Source organism: Pseudomonas sp. OV546 (assembly GCF_900116845.1).
GTDB lineage: Bacteria > Pseudomonadota > Gammaproteobacteria > Pseudomonadales > Pseudomonadaceae > Aquipseudomonas > Aquipseudomonas petroselini.
The window spans coordinates 356,014-370,498 of sequence record NZ_FPCE01000007.1; the positions used below are offsets into that span (position 1 = coordinate 356,014).

Annotated in this window: 15 protein-coding genes; 3 read left to right on the forward strand and 12 right to left on the reverse strand. The window is 60.0% G+C overall.

What is annotated here, in order from left to right; all coding sequences use genetic code 11:
* Positions 1-93: 93 nt before the first annotated feature.
* The 3 genes from tsaB to ppc all read right to left on the reverse strand — a co-directional run bounded on the left by tsaB (position 94) and on the right by ppc (position 4,422).
* Positions 94-777 carry a tRNA (adenosine(37)-N6)-threonylcarbamoyltransferase complex dimerization subunit type 1 TsaB gene (tsaB, locus tag BM403_RS18525; protein ID WP_064054949.1) on the reverse strand — a complete coding sequence of 228 codons (684 nt, stop codon included), beginning with the start codon at positions 775-777 and terminating at the stop codon, positions 94-96.
* 89 nt (positions 778-866) lie between these two features.
* The gene (gene adk, locus BM403_RS18530) at positions 867-1,514 is read right to left on the reverse strand and encodes an adenylate kinase (protein WP_012722567.1); all 648 of its coding nucleotides are present in this window, start codon (positions 1,512-1,514) and stop codon (positions 867-869) included.
* A 280-nt stretch (positions 1,515-1,794) separates the two neighbouring features.
* Entirely contained in the window at positions 1,795-4,422 is a 2,628-nt protein-coding gene (ppc, locus tag BM403_RS18535) for a phosphoenolpyruvate carboxylase (RefSeq protein ID WP_093544161.1), read from the reverse strand.
* Positions 4,423-4,606: 184 nt separating this feature from the next.
* Here ppc and BM403_RS18540 point away from each other — a divergent pair, with 184 nt between their 5' ends.
* The 3 genes from BM403_RS18540 to BM403_RS18550 all read left to right on the forward strand — a co-directional run bounded on the left by BM403_RS18540 (position 4,607) and on the right by BM403_RS18550 (position 6,492).
* Positions 4,607-4,951 (forward strand): hypothetical protein, encoded by a 345-nt coding sequence (locus tag BM403_RS18540; protein WP_012722565.1) that lies wholly within the window; start codon positions 4,607-4,609, stop codon positions 4,949-4,951.
* 274 nt (positions 4,952-5,225) lie between these two features.
* Positions 5,226-5,651 (forward strand): DUF4398 domain-containing protein, encoded by a 426-nt coding sequence (locus tag BM403_RS18545; protein WP_016979851.1) that lies wholly within the window; start codon positions 5,226-5,228, stop codon positions 5,649-5,651.
* A 55-nt stretch (positions 5,652-5,706) separates the two neighbouring features.
* Positions 5,707-6,492 (forward strand): lipotoxin F family OmpA-related lipoprotein LptF, encoded by a 786-nt coding sequence (locus BM403_RS18550; RefSeq protein ID WP_012722563.1) that lies wholly within the window; start codon positions 5,707-5,709, stop codon positions 6,490-6,492.
* Between the two features lie 29 nt (positions 6,493-6,521).
* Here the strand turns inward: BM403_RS18550 and BM403_RS18555 are convergent, their stop codons facing one another.
* The 9 genes from BM403_RS18555 to prfB all read right to left on the reverse strand — a co-directional run bounded on the left by BM403_RS18555 (position 6,522) and on the right by prfB (position 14,039).
* Positions 6,522-6,716, reverse strand: coding sequence for a hypothetical protein (locus BM403_RS18555; protein ID WP_012722562.1), 195 nt, complete (start codon positions 6,714-6,716; stop codon positions 6,522-6,524).
* A 173-nt stretch (positions 6,717-6,889) separates the two neighbouring features.
* Positions 6,890-7,234 (reverse strand): hypothetical protein, encoded by a 345-nt coding sequence (locus BM403_RS18560; protein WP_175538084.1) that lies wholly within the window; start codon positions 7,232-7,234, stop codon positions 6,890-6,892.
* Positions 7,235-7,402: 168 nt separating this feature from the next.
* A complete protein-coding gene (locus BM403_RS18565) occupies positions 7,403-7,729 on the reverse strand; it encodes a PA3694 family proteiin (RefSeq protein ID WP_043204887.1) in 327 nt (108 codons plus the stop codon).
* On the reverse strand, positions 7,726-8,631 hold the full coding sequence (locus BM403_RS18570) for an alpha/beta hydrolase (protein WP_043204885.1): 906 nt from the start codon (positions 8,629-8,631) through the stop codon (positions 7,726-7,728). The genes BM403_RS18565 and BM403_RS18570 overlap by 4 nt, the downstream gene beginning before the upstream one ends.
* Before the next feature lie 27 nt (positions 8,632-8,658).
* Complete coding sequence (locus BM403_RS18575) at positions 8,659-9,936, reverse strand: flavohemoglobin expression-modulating QEGLA motif protein (protein WP_012722558.1); 1,278 nt, start codon at positions 9,934-9,936, stop codon at positions 8,659-8,661.
* Positions 9,937-9,957: 21 nt separating this feature from the next.
* Positions 9,958-10,506 carry a hypothetical protein gene (locus BM403_RS18580; protein ID WP_046036623.1) on the reverse strand — a complete coding sequence of 183 codons (549 nt, stop codon included), beginning with the start codon at positions 10,504-10,506 and terminating at the stop codon, positions 9,958-9,960.
* A 16-nt stretch (positions 10,507-10,522) separates the two neighbouring features.
* On the reverse strand, positions 10,523-11,239 hold the full coding sequence (locus tag BM403_RS18585) for a TetR/AcrR family transcriptional regulator (protein WP_080567166.1): 717 nt from the start codon (positions 11,237-11,239) through the stop codon (positions 10,523-10,525).
* Between the two features lie 106 nt (positions 11,240-11,345).
* Positions 11,346-12,848, reverse strand: a complete 1,503-nt coding sequence (gene lysS, locus BM403_RS18590; protein WP_012722555.1) for a lysine--tRNA ligase — start codon at positions 12,846-12,848, stop codon at positions 11,346-11,348.
* Between the two features lie 95 nt (positions 12,849-12,943).
* Positions 12,944-14,039 (reverse strand): peptide chain release factor 2 gene (prfB, locus tag BM403_RS18595; protein WP_096236834.1). Its coding sequence is split into 2 segments (ribosomal slippage): positions 12,944-13,966 and positions 13,968-14,039, totalling 1,095 coding nucleotides; the frame shifts between segments, so codons are not numbered across the junction.
* Positions 14,040-14,485: the final 446 nt, after the last annotated feature.

Genomic DNA, 14,485 nt, shown 5'->3' on the forward strand with positions numbered 1-14,485 from the left:
GGCAAATTCTGACGATTGGTGCAGATTAGAGGCGTGTTGGGGATGTTTAGGGCTGCTTCGCAGCCCGGCGCGGGGCAAGCCCGCTCACGACAGTTACAGGCCGCGTTCGGCCTTGGTCTGCGCCACTTTATCGCGCAGGTACACAGGTGCGGCCTGATCTGCGGGAATCGCCTCGCCACGCTCAAAAGCAAAACGAGCCAACGTCAGCAGGTCCTCGGCATGAGGCAACATCGCAGCGTCCTGGCCCACCAACGGCACCGCGATGCGCTCACCATAACCCCAACCGGTGCCCGCACCGAACCAGTCGCCGCTGGCGTCGGCAGGCAGCACCGATGACTCCGGCGGCTGCACGGCTTCAACACCGACCAGGCGCATCTCTCCCGCTGTTTCGCGGTAGCACCCCCAATACACTTCATCCATGCGCGCATCGATGGCCGCCGCAACCTGCTGGGCGCCATGTTCACGCAAGGCGCGCTGGGCCAGCACGGCGAGGTTGGACACCGGCAACACCGGACGCTCCAGCGCAAATGCCAGGCCCTGCACCACGCCGATGGCAATACGCACGCCGGTAAAGGCACCCGGCCCACGGCCGAAGGCAATGGCATCGACCGCAGCCAGCGTAGTACCGGCGTCTTCGAGCAGTTGCTTGATCATCGGCAACAGCTTTTGCGCGTGCAGGCGCGGGATCACCTCGTAGTGGCTCGTTACCTTGCCATCGTGCAGCAGGGCAACCGAGCAAGCTTCAGTCGCGGTGTCCAGGGCCAGCAGGGTGCTCATCGGTGTCGGTGTCCAAGTCGAAAAAAAGTGCGCCAGTATAAACAACAACGGCCCGCAAGCGGGCCGTTATCCGTGAAGCCGTCGAGGGATCAGCTCAGTGCTTGCAGCACCTTGGCAGTGATCGCTTCGACCGAGCCGACGCCAGGAATGTGGCTGTACTTCGGCTTGCCCTGGGCAGCGGACAGCTTCTGGTAGAAATCCACCAGCGGCTTGGTCTGGGAGTGGTAGACCGACAGACGATGACGCACGGTTTCTTCAGTGTCGTCTTTGCGCTGCACCAGGTCGTCGCCGGTCACATCGTCCTTGCCTTCAACTTTTGGCGGGTTGTAGACGGTGTGGTACACGCGGCCCGAGGCTTCGTGAACACGACGACCGGCAATGCGCTGGACGATCTCTTCATCTTCAACCGCGATTTCAACCACGGCGTCCAGCTCGACGCCGGCCTTCACCAGGGCTTCAGCCTGGGGAATGGTGCGCGGGAAGCCGTCGAACAGGAAACCGTTCTTGCAGTCTTCCTGGCTGATGCGTTCCTTGACCAGGTTGATGATCAAGTCATCGGAAACCAGGCCACCGCTGTCCATCACGCTCTTGGCGATCAGGCCCAGCTCGGTGCCCGCCTTGACGGCCGCACGCAGCATGTCGCCGGTGGAGATTTGCGGAATGCCGAATTTTTCAGTGATGAACTTTGCCTGAGTACCTTTACCGGCCCCGGGAGCTCCCAGCAGAATGACGCGCATCGATGTGCTCCTCAATTTTTTTATAGAGATGACGCTCGGATTCGCCGCGGGGGGCCAATCGCGTAAAAATAGAATTCGGGCCGCCCAAACGGCCAAAGGCTGATCAAGATACACAGCAGGCCTTAACCACACAAGCCGCCAAAAGTCGCAGGAACCCGCGCCGTGCATGCGTCATAGGTAGGGTGTGCCTGAGTGCAACCCGGCCTCGTAAACGCCGACCGCCCTTTTCAGGGCGGCCGTCGTGGTTTATCTGCAAGCCGTTGAGAACACGCAAAAAACCTTAGCCGGTGTTACGCAAACCGGCAGCAATACCGGCCACGGAGACCAGCAGCGCCTGTTCCAGAGGGCTGTCTTGTGCCGCTTCCTGCTGACGGGAGCGCGCCAGCAACTCGGCCTGCAACAAGTGCAAGGGGTCGAGATAGGTGTTGCGCAGGCGGATGAACTCCAGGGTGTCCGGACTGTGCGCCAGCAATTGCGACTGGCCAGTCAGGCCAAGCACCACGCTGCATGCCTGCGACAATAGGTCGCGCAAATGCGTCCCCAATGGCAGCAGGTCTGGCTGCACCAGGCGCTCGTCATACAGACGGGCGATATCGGCGTCGGCCTTGGCCAGCACCATTTCCAGCATGTCGATGCGGGTACGGAAGAATGGCCACTGCTCGCGCATCTGCCCCAGCAGTTCGCCTTCGCCGCGCTCCAGGGCCTTGCTCAGCGCGGCCTCCCAGCCAAGCCAGGCCGGCAGCATCAGGCGGGTCTGGGTCCAGCCGAAGATCCACGGGATCGCGCGCAGGCTTTCAATCCCGCCCGCACGTCGCTTGGCCGGGCGACTGCCCAGCGGCAAGCGGCCCAGCTCCTGTTCCGGCGTGGACTGACGGAAATACTCGACGAACTGCGGATTTTCCCGCACCACGGCGCGGTAAGCACTGACACCGTCTGCCGCCAATTCGTCCATCAAATGGCGCCAGGCCGGTTCAGGAGGCGGTGGTGGCAACAGCGTCGCTTCCAGTACCGCCGCCAAATAGAGGTTGAGGTTCTGCTCGGCGATATCCGGCAAACCGAACTTGAAGCGGATCATCTCGCCCTGTTCAGTGGTCCGGAACCGTCCTGCCACCGAACCCGGCGGCTGCGACAGGATCGCCGCGTGGGCCGGGCCACCGCCACGACCGACGGTGCCACCGCGACCGTGGAACAACAACAGTTCCACCTGCTGCTCGCGGCAGATATCCACCAGCCGCTCCTGCGCCCGGTACTGCGCCCAGGCAGCGGCGGTGGTGCCGGCGTCCTTGGCCGAGTCGGAGTAGCCGATCATCACTTCCTGCGGGCCCTGCAAACGCGTGCGATATCCCGGCAGCAGCAACAGTTGCTCGATCACCGGGCCGGCGTTATCCAAGTCGGCCAGGGTTTCGAACAGCGGCACCACGCGCATCGGCCGTTGCACGCCCGACTCTTTAAGCAGCAGTTGCACCGCCAACACGTCCGACGCAGCGCCGGCCATGGAGATGACGTACGAGCCCAACGATGCGGCGGGGGCGGCGGCGACTTCCTTGCAGGTGTTGAGCACTTCGGCAGTATCCGCCGACGGCTTGAAATACCCCGGCAGCAGCGGTCGACGATTGGCCAGCTCTTTCATCAAGAAGCTGATGCGCGCCTCTTCATCCCAGTCTTCGTAACGCCCCAGGCCGAGGTAATCAGTGATTTCAGTCATGGCCGCCGAATGACGGCTGGAGTCTTGGCGCACATCCAGGCGTACCAGGAACAAACCGAACGTCACCGCACGCCGCAGGCAGTCGAGCAGCGGCCCGTCGGCGATCACGCCCATGCCGCACTCGTGCAACGACTGGTAGCACAACTCCAGCGGCTCCAGCAGGTCGCGATTGTTTTGCAGCACCTCGGCGGGCGCTGGCGTGCTGCTGCTCAACGCCGTATGTGCCCACTGGCGCGTGGCCCGCAGGCGTTCGCGCAGTTGCTTGAGCAGAGCGCGATAGGGTTCGACGCTGTCGCCGACCTTGGCTTGCAATGCCGGGCTGGCTTGCTGCATCGACAGCTCGGACGCCAGGTGATCGATATCACGCAGGTACAGGTCGGCCGCCATCCAGCGTGCCAGCAACAGCACTTCACGGGTGACCGGCGCGGTGACATTCGGGTTGCCGTCACGGTCGCCGCCCATCCACGAAGCGAAGCGGATCGGCGCCGCCTCGAGCGGCAAGTGCAGGCCAGTGGCGGCGTGCAGGGCCAGGTCGGCCTTGCGCAGGTAATTGGGAATGGCGTGCCACAAGGAATGTTCGATCACCGCAAAGCCCCACTTGGCCTCGTCTACCGGGGTGGGCCGGGTGCGGCGGATTTCTTCGGTGTGCCAGGCTTCGGCGATTAAGCGTTGCAGGCGCTGGCGAATCTGCTCGCGCTCTGCGGTGGTGAGGTCACGGTGATCCTGCAGCGCCAGTTGGGCGGCAATGGCATCGTATTTCTGGATCAAGGTGCGGCGCGCCACCTCGGTCGGGTGCGCGGTGAGGACCAATTCAATTTCCAGGCGCCCCAACTGGCGGGCCAGGGACTCGTTACTGTGCCCTTCGCTTTGCAGGCGGGCGAGCAATTCCGGCAATACGCGGGACTCAAAGGGTGCCGGTTGCGACTCATCGCGCCGGTGAATCAGTTGGTATTGCTCGGCGATATTGGCCAGGTTGAGGAACTGGTTGAACGCCCGGGCGACCGGCAGCAGTTCGTTTTCCTGCAACTGATTGAGGCTCGCGCTCAATTCATCGCCGGCCCCGCGTCGGTCGGCCTTGGCGCCTTTGCGGATCTGCTCGATTTTGTCGAGAAAAGCATCGCCGTACTGCTCTCGAATGGTGTTGCCCAACAGCTCACCCAGCAGGTGAACATCCTCACGCAAGCGTGCATCGATATCACTCATCAGCCAATCTCCAGCCAGAAATCCGGGACGCGCAGGTCTGTCAGAGTGCCGCTGGCGTCGATTTATGACAAGACTTTAAACCTTGTGAGTTGCAGCTAGTCTCAACACTGAGTCGCCTGCGTTTATCCATGCAGCGACTGGTCACTCATCACCGCCTGCCATCACGGGCTTTATTGAGGTTGCCATGAAAATCCGAGAACTGGCCCAGCATTGGGAAGAAAACGCCAAGGGTCGCTTGACCAAGACCGAGTACGCCATCCACTTGGATGTGGAGTCTGCCGCGAGGCTGGCGGCCATCGCCGAAATGTACCCCAAGCGCCACACTGAAGAACTGCTCGGCGAGCTGATCGGCGCCGCCCTCGAAGAGCTGGAAGCCAGCTTTCCGTACATCAAGGGCCAGCAGGTGATTGCCACCGATGAAGAGGGCGATCCGTTGTATGAAGACGTCGGTCCTACCCCTCGCTTCCTGACGCTGTCGCGGCGTTATCTGCATGATATGTCCGCCAGCAGCGACGAACAGAAGCACTGATACGACCCTGCCAAACCCTTGTACGCCGGGCACTTCACGCGCCCGGCGTACCGCTGCGCAACGCAGAAGTTCCAAGTTTTTTTACACTGACCGATCAGTCAGATATTTTTTTAGGCAAATCGCCATCTTCTCTGAACTTTTGAAAAAAGCCTCCGGTCACAGCCAGTAAGCCATCACTTGGAACGGCCGTTTGAAAGGGCTTCTGCTGCTTTATCGCCAGGTCCTCAGCCGCACTCCAGTGACATGGATTTAAATGTTTTTCAGGAGTTATCCAATGGAGTTGAAGACGATGAAGACCAGCACTGCCAAATCCTCGTTTAACCACCTGCGCGGGCTCAAATTGGCCGCGCTGGCAATCGGCACCAGCTTCGTTCTGGCGGGTTGCGCCGGCAATCCTCCGACCGAGCAGTACGCGGTGACCCAGTCCGCAGTCAACAGCGCTGTCAGCGCCGGCGGCACCGAGTACGCAGCTGTAGAAATGAAGTCGGCCCAGGACAAGCTCAAGCAAGCCGAGATTGCCATGCACGACAAGAACTACGACGAAGCCCGTCGCCTGGCTGAACAAGCCGAGTGGGATGCTCGCGTCGCCGAGCGTAAGTCCCAGGCCGCCAAGGCTGAACAGGCTGTGAAGGATTCCCAGAAGGCTGTTGATGAGTTGCGTAAGGAAGGCATGCGCCCGGCTGCTATCCAGCAGAAGTAAGACGCACCCCTTGACCGCATCGCACCTGATATCGAATTGAAAGGACGACACGACTATGCGTAAACAATTGATGATCCCTGCCCTGCTGGCGATGAGCGTTGCACTGGCGGCCTGCTCCACCCCGCCGAACGCGAACCTGGAAAACGCACGGACCAACTTTTCGGCCCTGCAAACCAACCCGCAAGCCACCAAGCTGGCGGCGCTGGAAACCAAGGACGCCAGCGAATGGCTGGACAAGGCTGACAAGGCCTACCGCGATAAGGAAGACGAGAAGAAAGTCGACCAGTTGGCCTACCTGACCAACCAGCGCGTTGAAGTGGCCAAAGACACCATCGTGCTGCGCGAATCCGAAGCCAAGCTGAAAAACGCCGGTGACGAACGCGCCCGCGCCCTGCTGGACGCCCGTGATGCACAGATCAAGCAACTGCAAGACAGCCTGAATGCCAAGCAGACTGATCGCGGCACCTTGGTAACGTTCGGTGACGTGCTGTTCGCTACCAACAAGTCCGACCTGAAATCCAGCGGCCTGGTGAACATCACCAAACTGGCTCAGTTCCTGCGCGACAACCCGGATCGTAAAGTGATCGTCGAAGGCTACACCGACAGCACCGGTTCCGACTCGTACAACCAGAGCCTGTCTGAGCGCCGTGCGGCTTCGGTACAACGCGCACTGGCCCAACAGGGTGTGGATATTTCCCGCATCGTGACCCAGGGCTATGGCAAGGAATACCCGGTTGCCGACAACGGCAGCGTATCGGGCCGTGCCATGAACCGCCGCGTTGAAGTGACCATCTCCAACGACAACCAGCCGGTCAAGCCACGGTCTTCCGTTGCTAACTGATTGATTAGCGCAATATAAGAAAACCCACCTCACGGTGGGTTTTTTTTCGACTCATCAAACTGAATAGTGCGATTCGTGTCCTCGGCTGGCATTTCAATCTTCGCGCCCGCCTGCTCATCCATTTGTTGATCGCGCTTGTACCTGCGAGCGGCTTCCTGTTCCAGCGCTACATGCTGCCTTGCCATGGCCAACATGTTTTCCAATACAGGAATATGTATTTTCATCCTCGACCCAATCTATGTAGGTTGCCGCATTTTTTGTGGCATTTGAGAAGAAACGGTTCCGAAATTTCCACAGCAACTGCATGAAGTGCTGCGCCACACATTTCGCGACAAGCTGAATAGCTGTATCAAAATGAAAAAACCGCCCCAAAAGGGCGGTTCAAAAGGGCCGCTGTTTAACCGCCCACCTTGCCTGTGCCCTGAGTCTCCGGCATTTGGATCTGGCCCTGGCCCTGAGCGCCACCTTGACCATCCTGCGCGCCTTGATCGCCCTGCGCACCCTGTGCACCTTGATCATTTTTTTGTTTAAGCAGCTTTTCCAGCAGCTTCATCAGTTCCTCGAGCTCACCTCCGCCCTGGCTGCCCTGTCCGCCTTTAGCACTTTGTGACTGCAGGTCTTTAATTTTACTTTGAACGTCCTGGATCTGCTGATCAAGGCCTTGACTTGACGGGGCGCCACCGCCGACATCACCACCGTTACCCATGCTGCCTACGCCCGATATTCCGTTTATACCTGCCATATATGCTCACTCCAGACTCATAAAAAAATGGACTGATCAGCATTGCCAATCAGTCCATTATCAGTGGTGAGCAAGCGAGGCTGGTTCCGGCCGGCCGAGCGCCTGACAGGCGTTAAATCATTAATCGGTAAGCAAAACGGAGCTTTCCCACACCGATAAAAACCGCGTTCATTGTTGCAATTTAGGGGTTTCCTGCCCCATGCAACGCACGGCCTGCTTCTTGTTGTTGACCAGCACGCCGCTCAGGCCTTTCTGCTCGGTATCGAACATGACCAGCACCCCATCGACGCACTGCGCCACTTGCGCGGCCGGCGTCAGCGAGATCTTGTAGTCCTCGCCCGGCACGGTCTTGAGCAGGGTGAAATCGCTGAGCAACAGCGCATCTTCCGGCTTGGCGAAGTGCAGGTAACCGTAGTACCACAGGCAACCGACGGTACCGATGATGGTGCCGATACCGGTGAGGATCAGCGGGATCATGTTGCGTTCTTCGCTCATTGCGGGCTCTCTGATGAATCAACGTTAGGAGTGGGGTAGTTCGGAATTTCGCCCAGCCGCCGCAGGCCGTTGAAGTGCTGCGGGTCATCGAGGTAACGCAGCATCACGGTTTGCCAAGTCTTGTCGGCAAAGGTCTGTACATGACCGCCTCGGGTCAACTGCAACACCCTGGGCGGCGGGGCGGCCTGGTACAGGCGAATGCCATTGGCCACGGGCACGATCGGGTCATCCAGACTGTGGAACAACAGCTTCGGCACGCCGGTCAGCTGAGGCATGGCATGGATCGCACTGTCGGCGTCCGGTACCAGCCAGGACAACGGCACCTGAAACGGCCATGTTAACCAGGAGGTGCTCAGGGCGAATTGTCCTACGTCACGATAACTGGCAGGCACGCCGTCCAGCACCAGCGCCTTGAGCCGGGATTGGCGCTCCGGGTGCGCGGCCAGGTAGTGCACCGCCAGCGCACCGCCCAGGCTTTGGCCCAGCACGATCAGTGGCTGGCCTTGGGTTTCAGGCGCTTTGTCGATCCAGTTGAAGGCCGCATCCACATCCTGATAGATCGCGGGCAGCGAGGGCTTGCCTTGCGACAAACCGTAACCGCGATAATCCAGCAGCAGCACTTGGTAGCCCTGTTCGGGCAGCCACCAACTGCCACCCAAGTGCCAGGCCAGATTGCCACCGTTACCGTGCAGGTGCAGCACCGTGCCCTTGAGCGGCACACCAGGCTTGGCCGGCAGCCACCAGGCGTGGAGCTTCACACCGTCGGCGGTGGTGAGGGTGACGTCGCGGTATTGCAGGTGCGCTTTTTCCGGCGTGAACGGCAGGCCGGGTTCGGGGTAGAACAGCAATGAGCTGCAGCCGTTCAATGTGAGGAGCAGGCATAGAATGCCGAGGATTCTCATCCGTTGAAGCCTCGCGAATACCACGGTTTAAAGGATATTGGAGTAATCCGCCTCGATCCGATCCAGGCTCAGGTGGTTGAGGAAGTTGGAGAAGCACATCCACGCCGCCAGCGCGTTCATGTCGCGAAACTGCTCGGGCAGGTACTTGGGCGGCACCACCAGGCCTTCGTCGACCAGTTGGCGCAGGGTGCGCATGTCTTCCAGGGTGGTCTTGCCGCAGAACAGCAGCGGCACTTGTTCCAGCTTGCCTTTGCGCACGGCCAGCTGGATGTAGTTGTAGACCATGATAAAGCCCTTGAGGTAGGACAGATCCTTGGTAAACGGCAGACCGGTCGGCACCGATCCTCGGAATACGCGACTGGCATTGCCGTAGCTTTCGGCCATCTCAAAGCCTTGCTCGCGGAAGAACTCGAACACCTGCAGGAAATCGGCACCCTCCTCCACCATATGGATGGCGCGGGTGCGGTTGGTCAGCTTGCGCAGGCGACTCGGGTAGGAGGCAAACGTGATGATTTCCATCAGGATCGCCAAGCCTTCCTGGGTCACAGTGGACGACGGCGGGCCCTTGGACAGGAAGGTGCAGATGGGCTGGTTCTGGCCATTGAGGGTGGTGCCCACGTGCACCAGGCCTTCATGCACCTCCAGGGCACGCACGTCGCGATCGTTGAACATCGCGTCGGCGCGGATCTTGATGTAGTCCGCGCCCGCCGCCGCGTCGGCGACGATACCGTCGGACTCGAACACGCGGATGGTTTCTTCAGCCTCGCCGAATACTTTATTCAGGCGTGTTTGCAGCAGAGCGACGGCGTCCTTGGCGGTGAGCGTCTTGGCTTCGTCCTTGAGGTCGCCACGGCCGTCGATATTGTTCAGGTAGTCGGACAGCATCAGGCCCAGGTCGGCCAGGGTCGGGTCGCCGGCGTGGAACGCATCGGAGGCGGCGCCATACAGTTCCTGGGAAATCAGGCCGAAATCCTCGGTGCCACGCGCTTCGAGCATGCGCACCACCATGCGATATTCCCGGCACATGCGGCGCATGATCTGCCCCACCGGGCTGAACTGGCCGAGCCTGCGGGTGATGTCGCGCTCGATGTTCTGGAACTCCAGCTTCACCGCGCTGGAGTCGAACGCCAGTGGCCGGTTGAGATAGTAATCACGGTCAACCGCCGGCATTTCCTTACCTTTGGCCTTGAGGAACCCCTGACGAATGTTCTCGTCCCACTTCACGGCGTCGAGGACGCGAATCGGTGTTTGCGCCAGCACAATGCGATCAGACAAAGTGCGTATCGTCTGCTGGTAATCGTCCACCCGGTGCTTCCTCTTTAAACGTTATTTGCCCGCACGCCGGTAGCGCACGGCCTCTACGAATACATCGGCATTGGCCGGGTCATCCAGGTAGGCAAACACCTGGTCCAAGGGGCTGTCGACCAGCACCCCGGCGCCTTCGACGGTTTCCACAGTACTGCCATGCAAGTTTTTTTGGCCTATCGCTTGATGAATCTGCTCAAGGTCGAGGGTGTAGACCACCAATTCGTGCTTTTCGCTGATTTCAAAACCCGCCAGGATGAAATGCCCGCCCAGTTTGGCCGGCAACGGCGCTGACAGGTACCAGCGGTTGCCATGGCGCGACACACTGAACAGGTACTCGTCACGCTGGCCTGGCTTGGCTGTAGGGTAGCTCACGGCTTTATAACGGTGCTCGCCGACGCGGGTGATGTGCAGGTTGAGCGGCTCGCCCCAGGCGTTTTTGCTGGTCCATTGGCCCAGCAGGGCCGGCGGCGCGGCTTCATGGGCCGGCAGCGGCTCCTTGAAGGTCACCAGGCAACCGCTGAGCAGCAGGAACGACAAGGCGATTACAACTAAACGCCAGGTTTTCATTGGACATCCCCCGGTGTCAGACCGAGGCCAACACCAAATGCATGTAACGCTTGAGGATCTCAAGCATTTCTTCACCGGTCAGAGGCTCTGCGCCGCCCAACAGGCCCTGATATTCCATCCGACTGATTATCGCCGTCAACACTTTGGCATCCTGTTGCGGCTCGCGGGAGCCCAACACCTGGAAAAACTGCCCGGTGCCCTGCAACAGAATTTGCTGATGGGAGCGCACCAGCTCCGCCAGGCGCGGGTTGAGCAAGGCTTCCTGGCGAAAAGCCTGTTCGGCCATCAGGTGTTCGCGACGGTTGGTCAATTGGCGTAGCACATAGTCGGCGGTCAGCCGCGCAATGTCATCGGCCAACTGCGAGCGCGAGGCGGGGCTGCCGTCACCATAGGCGACCATTTCACGCAGCAGGCCTTCGTTACGCACCCACAGCTTGCCCATGAACGCGGCGCTGCGTTCAACGTATTGGGCAAACGTATCGGTGAGCAGGTCATCGATATCCTTGAAATAGTAGGTGGTGGCCGACAACGGCACCCCCGCCTCCGCCGCCACTGCCCGATGGCGCACAGCCCGTACGCCGTCACGCACCACGATGCGCATGGCGGCATCGAGAATGTCTTGCCTGCGCTGCTCGCTGCCCCGACGGCTGGCCTTGCGGCCCTGGTACTGGACGCTTTCAGCCACGGCAGCAGCAATGCCGGCGGCACCTTCTTGAGCCATTACGCGGTTCACGACACACATCCTTGAATAGTTCAAAACCTGGCGCTGTTTGCTTGACGCTTATAAACGCCACATAAAAAAGCCGCCTTATAAAAGGCGGCTTCGGATTTCGCTACGGTTACGCTTGCGGCCGCATGTGCGGGAACAAGATCACGTCACGGATCGACGGCGAGTTGGTCAGCAGCATCACCAGGCGGTCGATGCCGATACCTTCACCGGCGGTGGGCGGCATGCCGTATTCCAGGGCGCGTACGAAGTCAGCATCGTAGTGCATGGCTTCGTCATCGCCGGCGTCCTTGTCGGCCACCTGGGCCATGAAGCGCTCGGCCTGGTCTTCCGCGTCGTTGAGCTCGGAGTAGGCGTTGGCGATTTCGCGGCCGCCGATGAACAGCTCGAAACGGTCGGTGACGTTCGGGTTGTCATCGTTGCGACGGGCCAGCGGCGACACTTCGAACGGGTACTGGGTAATGAAGTGCGGCTGCTCGAGCTTGTGCTCCACCAGCTCTTCGAAAATCATCACCTGCAATTTGCCCAGGCCTTCGAAGCCCAGCACCTTGGCGCCGGCTTTCTTGGCGATCGCACGGGCCTTGTCGATGTCGTTCAGGTCGTCGGCGGTCAGCTCAGGGTTGTACTTGAGGATCGAATCGAATACCGACAAACGCACGAACGGCTCGCCGAAGTGGAACACCTTATCGCCGTAAGGCACGTCGGTGCTGCCCAGAACCAGCTGTGCCAATTCACGGAACAGTTCTTCGGTGAGGTCCATGTTGTCTTCGTAGTCGGCGTAGGCCTGGTAGAACTCCAACATGGTGAATTCTGGGTTGTGACGGGTCGAGACGCCTTCGTTACGGAAGTTGCGGTTGATCTCGAACACCTTCTCGAAGCCGCCAACAACAAGGCGCTTGAGGTACAGCTCAGGCGCAATACGCAGGAACATTTCCAGGTCCAGCGCGTTGTGGTGGGTTTCGAACGGCTTGGCTGCGGCACCACCGGGGATGGTTTGCAGCATCGGGGTTTCCACTTCCAGGAAGTCACGCTGCATCAGGAAGCTGCGGATGTGGGCGATGACTTGCGACCGCACGCGGAAGGTCTGGCGCACGTCTTCGTTGACGATCAGGTCAACGTAGCGCTGGCGATAGCGCTGTTCGGTGTCGGTCAGGCCGTGGTGCTTGTCCGGCAGCGGGCGCAGGGATTTGGTCAGCAGGCGCACGCTGGTCATTTCCACGTACAGGTCGCCCTTGCCGGAACGGGCCAGGGTGCCTTCGGCGGCGATGATGTCGCCCATGTCCCAGGTTTTCACCGAGGCCAGGGTGTCTTCGGACAGGGTCTTGCGGTTGACGTAGACCTGGATACGCCCGGTCATGTCCTGGATCACCATGAACGAGCCACGGTTAAGCATGATGCGACCTGCCACCTTGACCGGAATCGCAGCCTCTGCCAGCTCTTCCTTGGTCTTGTCCGCGTATTGCTTCTGCAAGGCATCGCAGTAGTTTTCGCGGCGGAAGTCGTTGGGGAAGGCATTGCCCTTGGCGCGCTCGGCAGCCAGCTTTTCCTTGCGCAGGGCGATCAGGGAGTTTTCTTCCTGTTGCAGGGCTTGCGGGTCGAGTTGTTGGTCGCTCATGTCTTTTGAAATTCCATCACAGGTTCGTTGCCCCCAGCCTTCGGCTGGGGATCGCCGGGCAGGGACGCTGCGTCCCCCCGGCTCCTACAGTCTTTTTACAGGCCCGATTTCAGGCTGGCTTCCAGGTATTCGTCGATATCGCCGTCGAGCACCTTGTCACAGTCGCTGCGTTCGATGTTAGTGCGCAGATCCTTGATCCGCGACGCATCGAGCACATAAGAACGGATCTGGTGACCCCAGCCGATATCCGACTTGGTGTCCTCCAGCGCCTGGGAAGCGGCGTTGCGCTTCTGCATTTCCTGCTCGTACAACTTGGCCCGCAGCATTTTCATGGCGGTGTCCTTGTTGGCGTGCTGGGAACGTTCGTTCTGGCAGCTGACCACGGTGTTGGTCGGTACGTGGGTAATCCGTACGGCCGAGTCAGTGGTGTTTACGTGCTGACCACCGGCACCAGAGGAGCGGTAGGTGTCGATACGCAAGTCGGCCGGGTTGATCTCGATTTCCACCTTATCGTCGATCTCTGGCGAGACGAACACGGCGGAGAACGAGGTGTGGCGACGGTTGCCGGAGTCGAACGGGCTCTTGCGCACCAGACGGTGAACGCCGATCTCGGTCCGCAGCCAACCAAAGGCGTACTCACCCTTGATGTGCACGGTCGCGCCTTTGATACCCGCGACTTCACCGGCCGACAGCTCCATGATGGTCGCGTCGAAACCGCGCTTGTCGGCCCAGCGCAGGTACATGCGCAGCAGGATGTTGGCCCAGTCTTGGGCCTCGGTGCCGCCGGAACCGGCCTGGATGTCCAGATACGCGTTGTTCGGGTCCATTTCATGGCTGAACATGCGACGGAATTCAAGCTTGGCGAGGTTTTCCTCGAGACGGGCCAGCTCGGCGACGACATCGCCCACTGCGCCTTCGTCGTTTTCTTCGACGGCCATGTCAAGCAGGTCACGGCAATCACCCAGGCCGGTGTTCAGCTCATCGAGGGTGTCGACGATCTGTGCCAGCGCAGCGCGCTCGCGGCCCAGCTCCTGGGCGTATTCAGGTTTGTTCCAGACAGCCGGATCTTCAAGCTCGCGATTGACTTCGGTCAGACGCTCATGCTTTTGATCGTAGTCAAAGATACCCCCGAATAGTTTCGGAGCGCTCGGACAGGTCCTTGATGGTGTTAAGGATCGGGTTGATTTCCATGGCGGGCAGCACTCGTTGGCGAACTTTTGAAAGCCGGCGAGTATAACGGCAAACGGGGGGGAGCGGCAGTCCGCTGGGCGAAAAGGCGCGGGGCTGGATCATTGGAGTACATATCCGTTTTTTAGGTAACGGCGGCTTATGGTTCCGCTCTTACAGCGGCTCACTTTTGAAAAGCCCAAAAGTAAGCAAAAGGCTCTTGCCCCAACACTCGGCACCTCGCCTAGGCTCGGTGTGCCCGTAATCCGACAGTGATTTGGGGGGCGCCTAAGATCAAGATCAAAGCCAGATCAAAAGTAGGGCAAAGCAGGGCAAAAGCAGGCTGATATCTACCTGATGTATGCAGTTCAAACTGTGGGAGGGGGCTTGCCCCGGTACAAACCGGGGACATCGTTTACATTTCTAACCGGGGACATGGTTTACAGGTTAATACGCATGATCAGGAGGTA

Coding starts and splice junctions, on each gene's coding strand:
- BM403_RS18560 (WP_175538084.1), bottom strand. CDS start 7,234: ATGGCAGGTATAAACGGAATATCGGGCGTAGGCAGCATGGGTAACGGT.
- BM403_RS18540 (WP_012722565.1), top strand. CDS start 4,607: ATGAAAATCCGAGAACTGGCCCAGCATTGGGAAGAAAACGCCAAGGGT.
- BM403_RS18580 (WP_046036623.1), bottom strand. CDS start 10,506: ATGAAAACCTGGCGTTTAGTTGTAATCGCCTTGTCGTTCCTGCTGCTC.
- BM403_RS18555 (WP_012722562.1), bottom strand. CDS start 6,716: ATGAAAATACATATTCCTGTATTGGAAAACATGTTGGCCATGGCAAGG.
- BM403_RS18550 (WP_012722563.1), top strand. CDS start 5,707: ATGCGTAAACAATTGATGATCCCTGCCCTGCTGGCGATGAGCGTTGCA.
- lysS (WP_012722555.1), bottom strand. CDS start 12,848: ATGAGCGACCAACAACTCGACCCGCAAGCCCTGCAACAGGAAGAAAAC.
- adk (WP_012722567.1), bottom strand. CDS start 1,514: ATGCGCGTCATTCTGCTGGGAGCTCCCGGGGCCGGTAAAGGTACTCAG.
- tsaB (WP_064054949.1), bottom strand. CDS start 777: ATGAGCACCCTGCTGGCCCTGGACACCGCGACTGAAGCTTGCTCGGTT.
- ppc (WP_093544161.1), bottom strand. CDS start 4,422: ATGAGTGATATCGATGCACGCTTGCGTGAGGATGTTCACCTGCTGGGT.
- BM403_RS18545 (WP_016979851.1), top strand. CDS start 5,226: ATGGAGTTGAAGACGATGAAGACCAGCACTGCCAAATCCTCGTTTAAC.
- BM403_RS18570 (WP_043204885.1), bottom strand. CDS start 8,631: ATGAGAATCCTCGGCATTCTATGCCTGCTCCTCACATTGAACGGCTGC.
- BM403_RS18565 (WP_043204887.1), bottom strand. CDS start 7,729: ATGAGCGAAGAACGCAACATGATCCCGCTGATCCTCACCGGTATCGGC.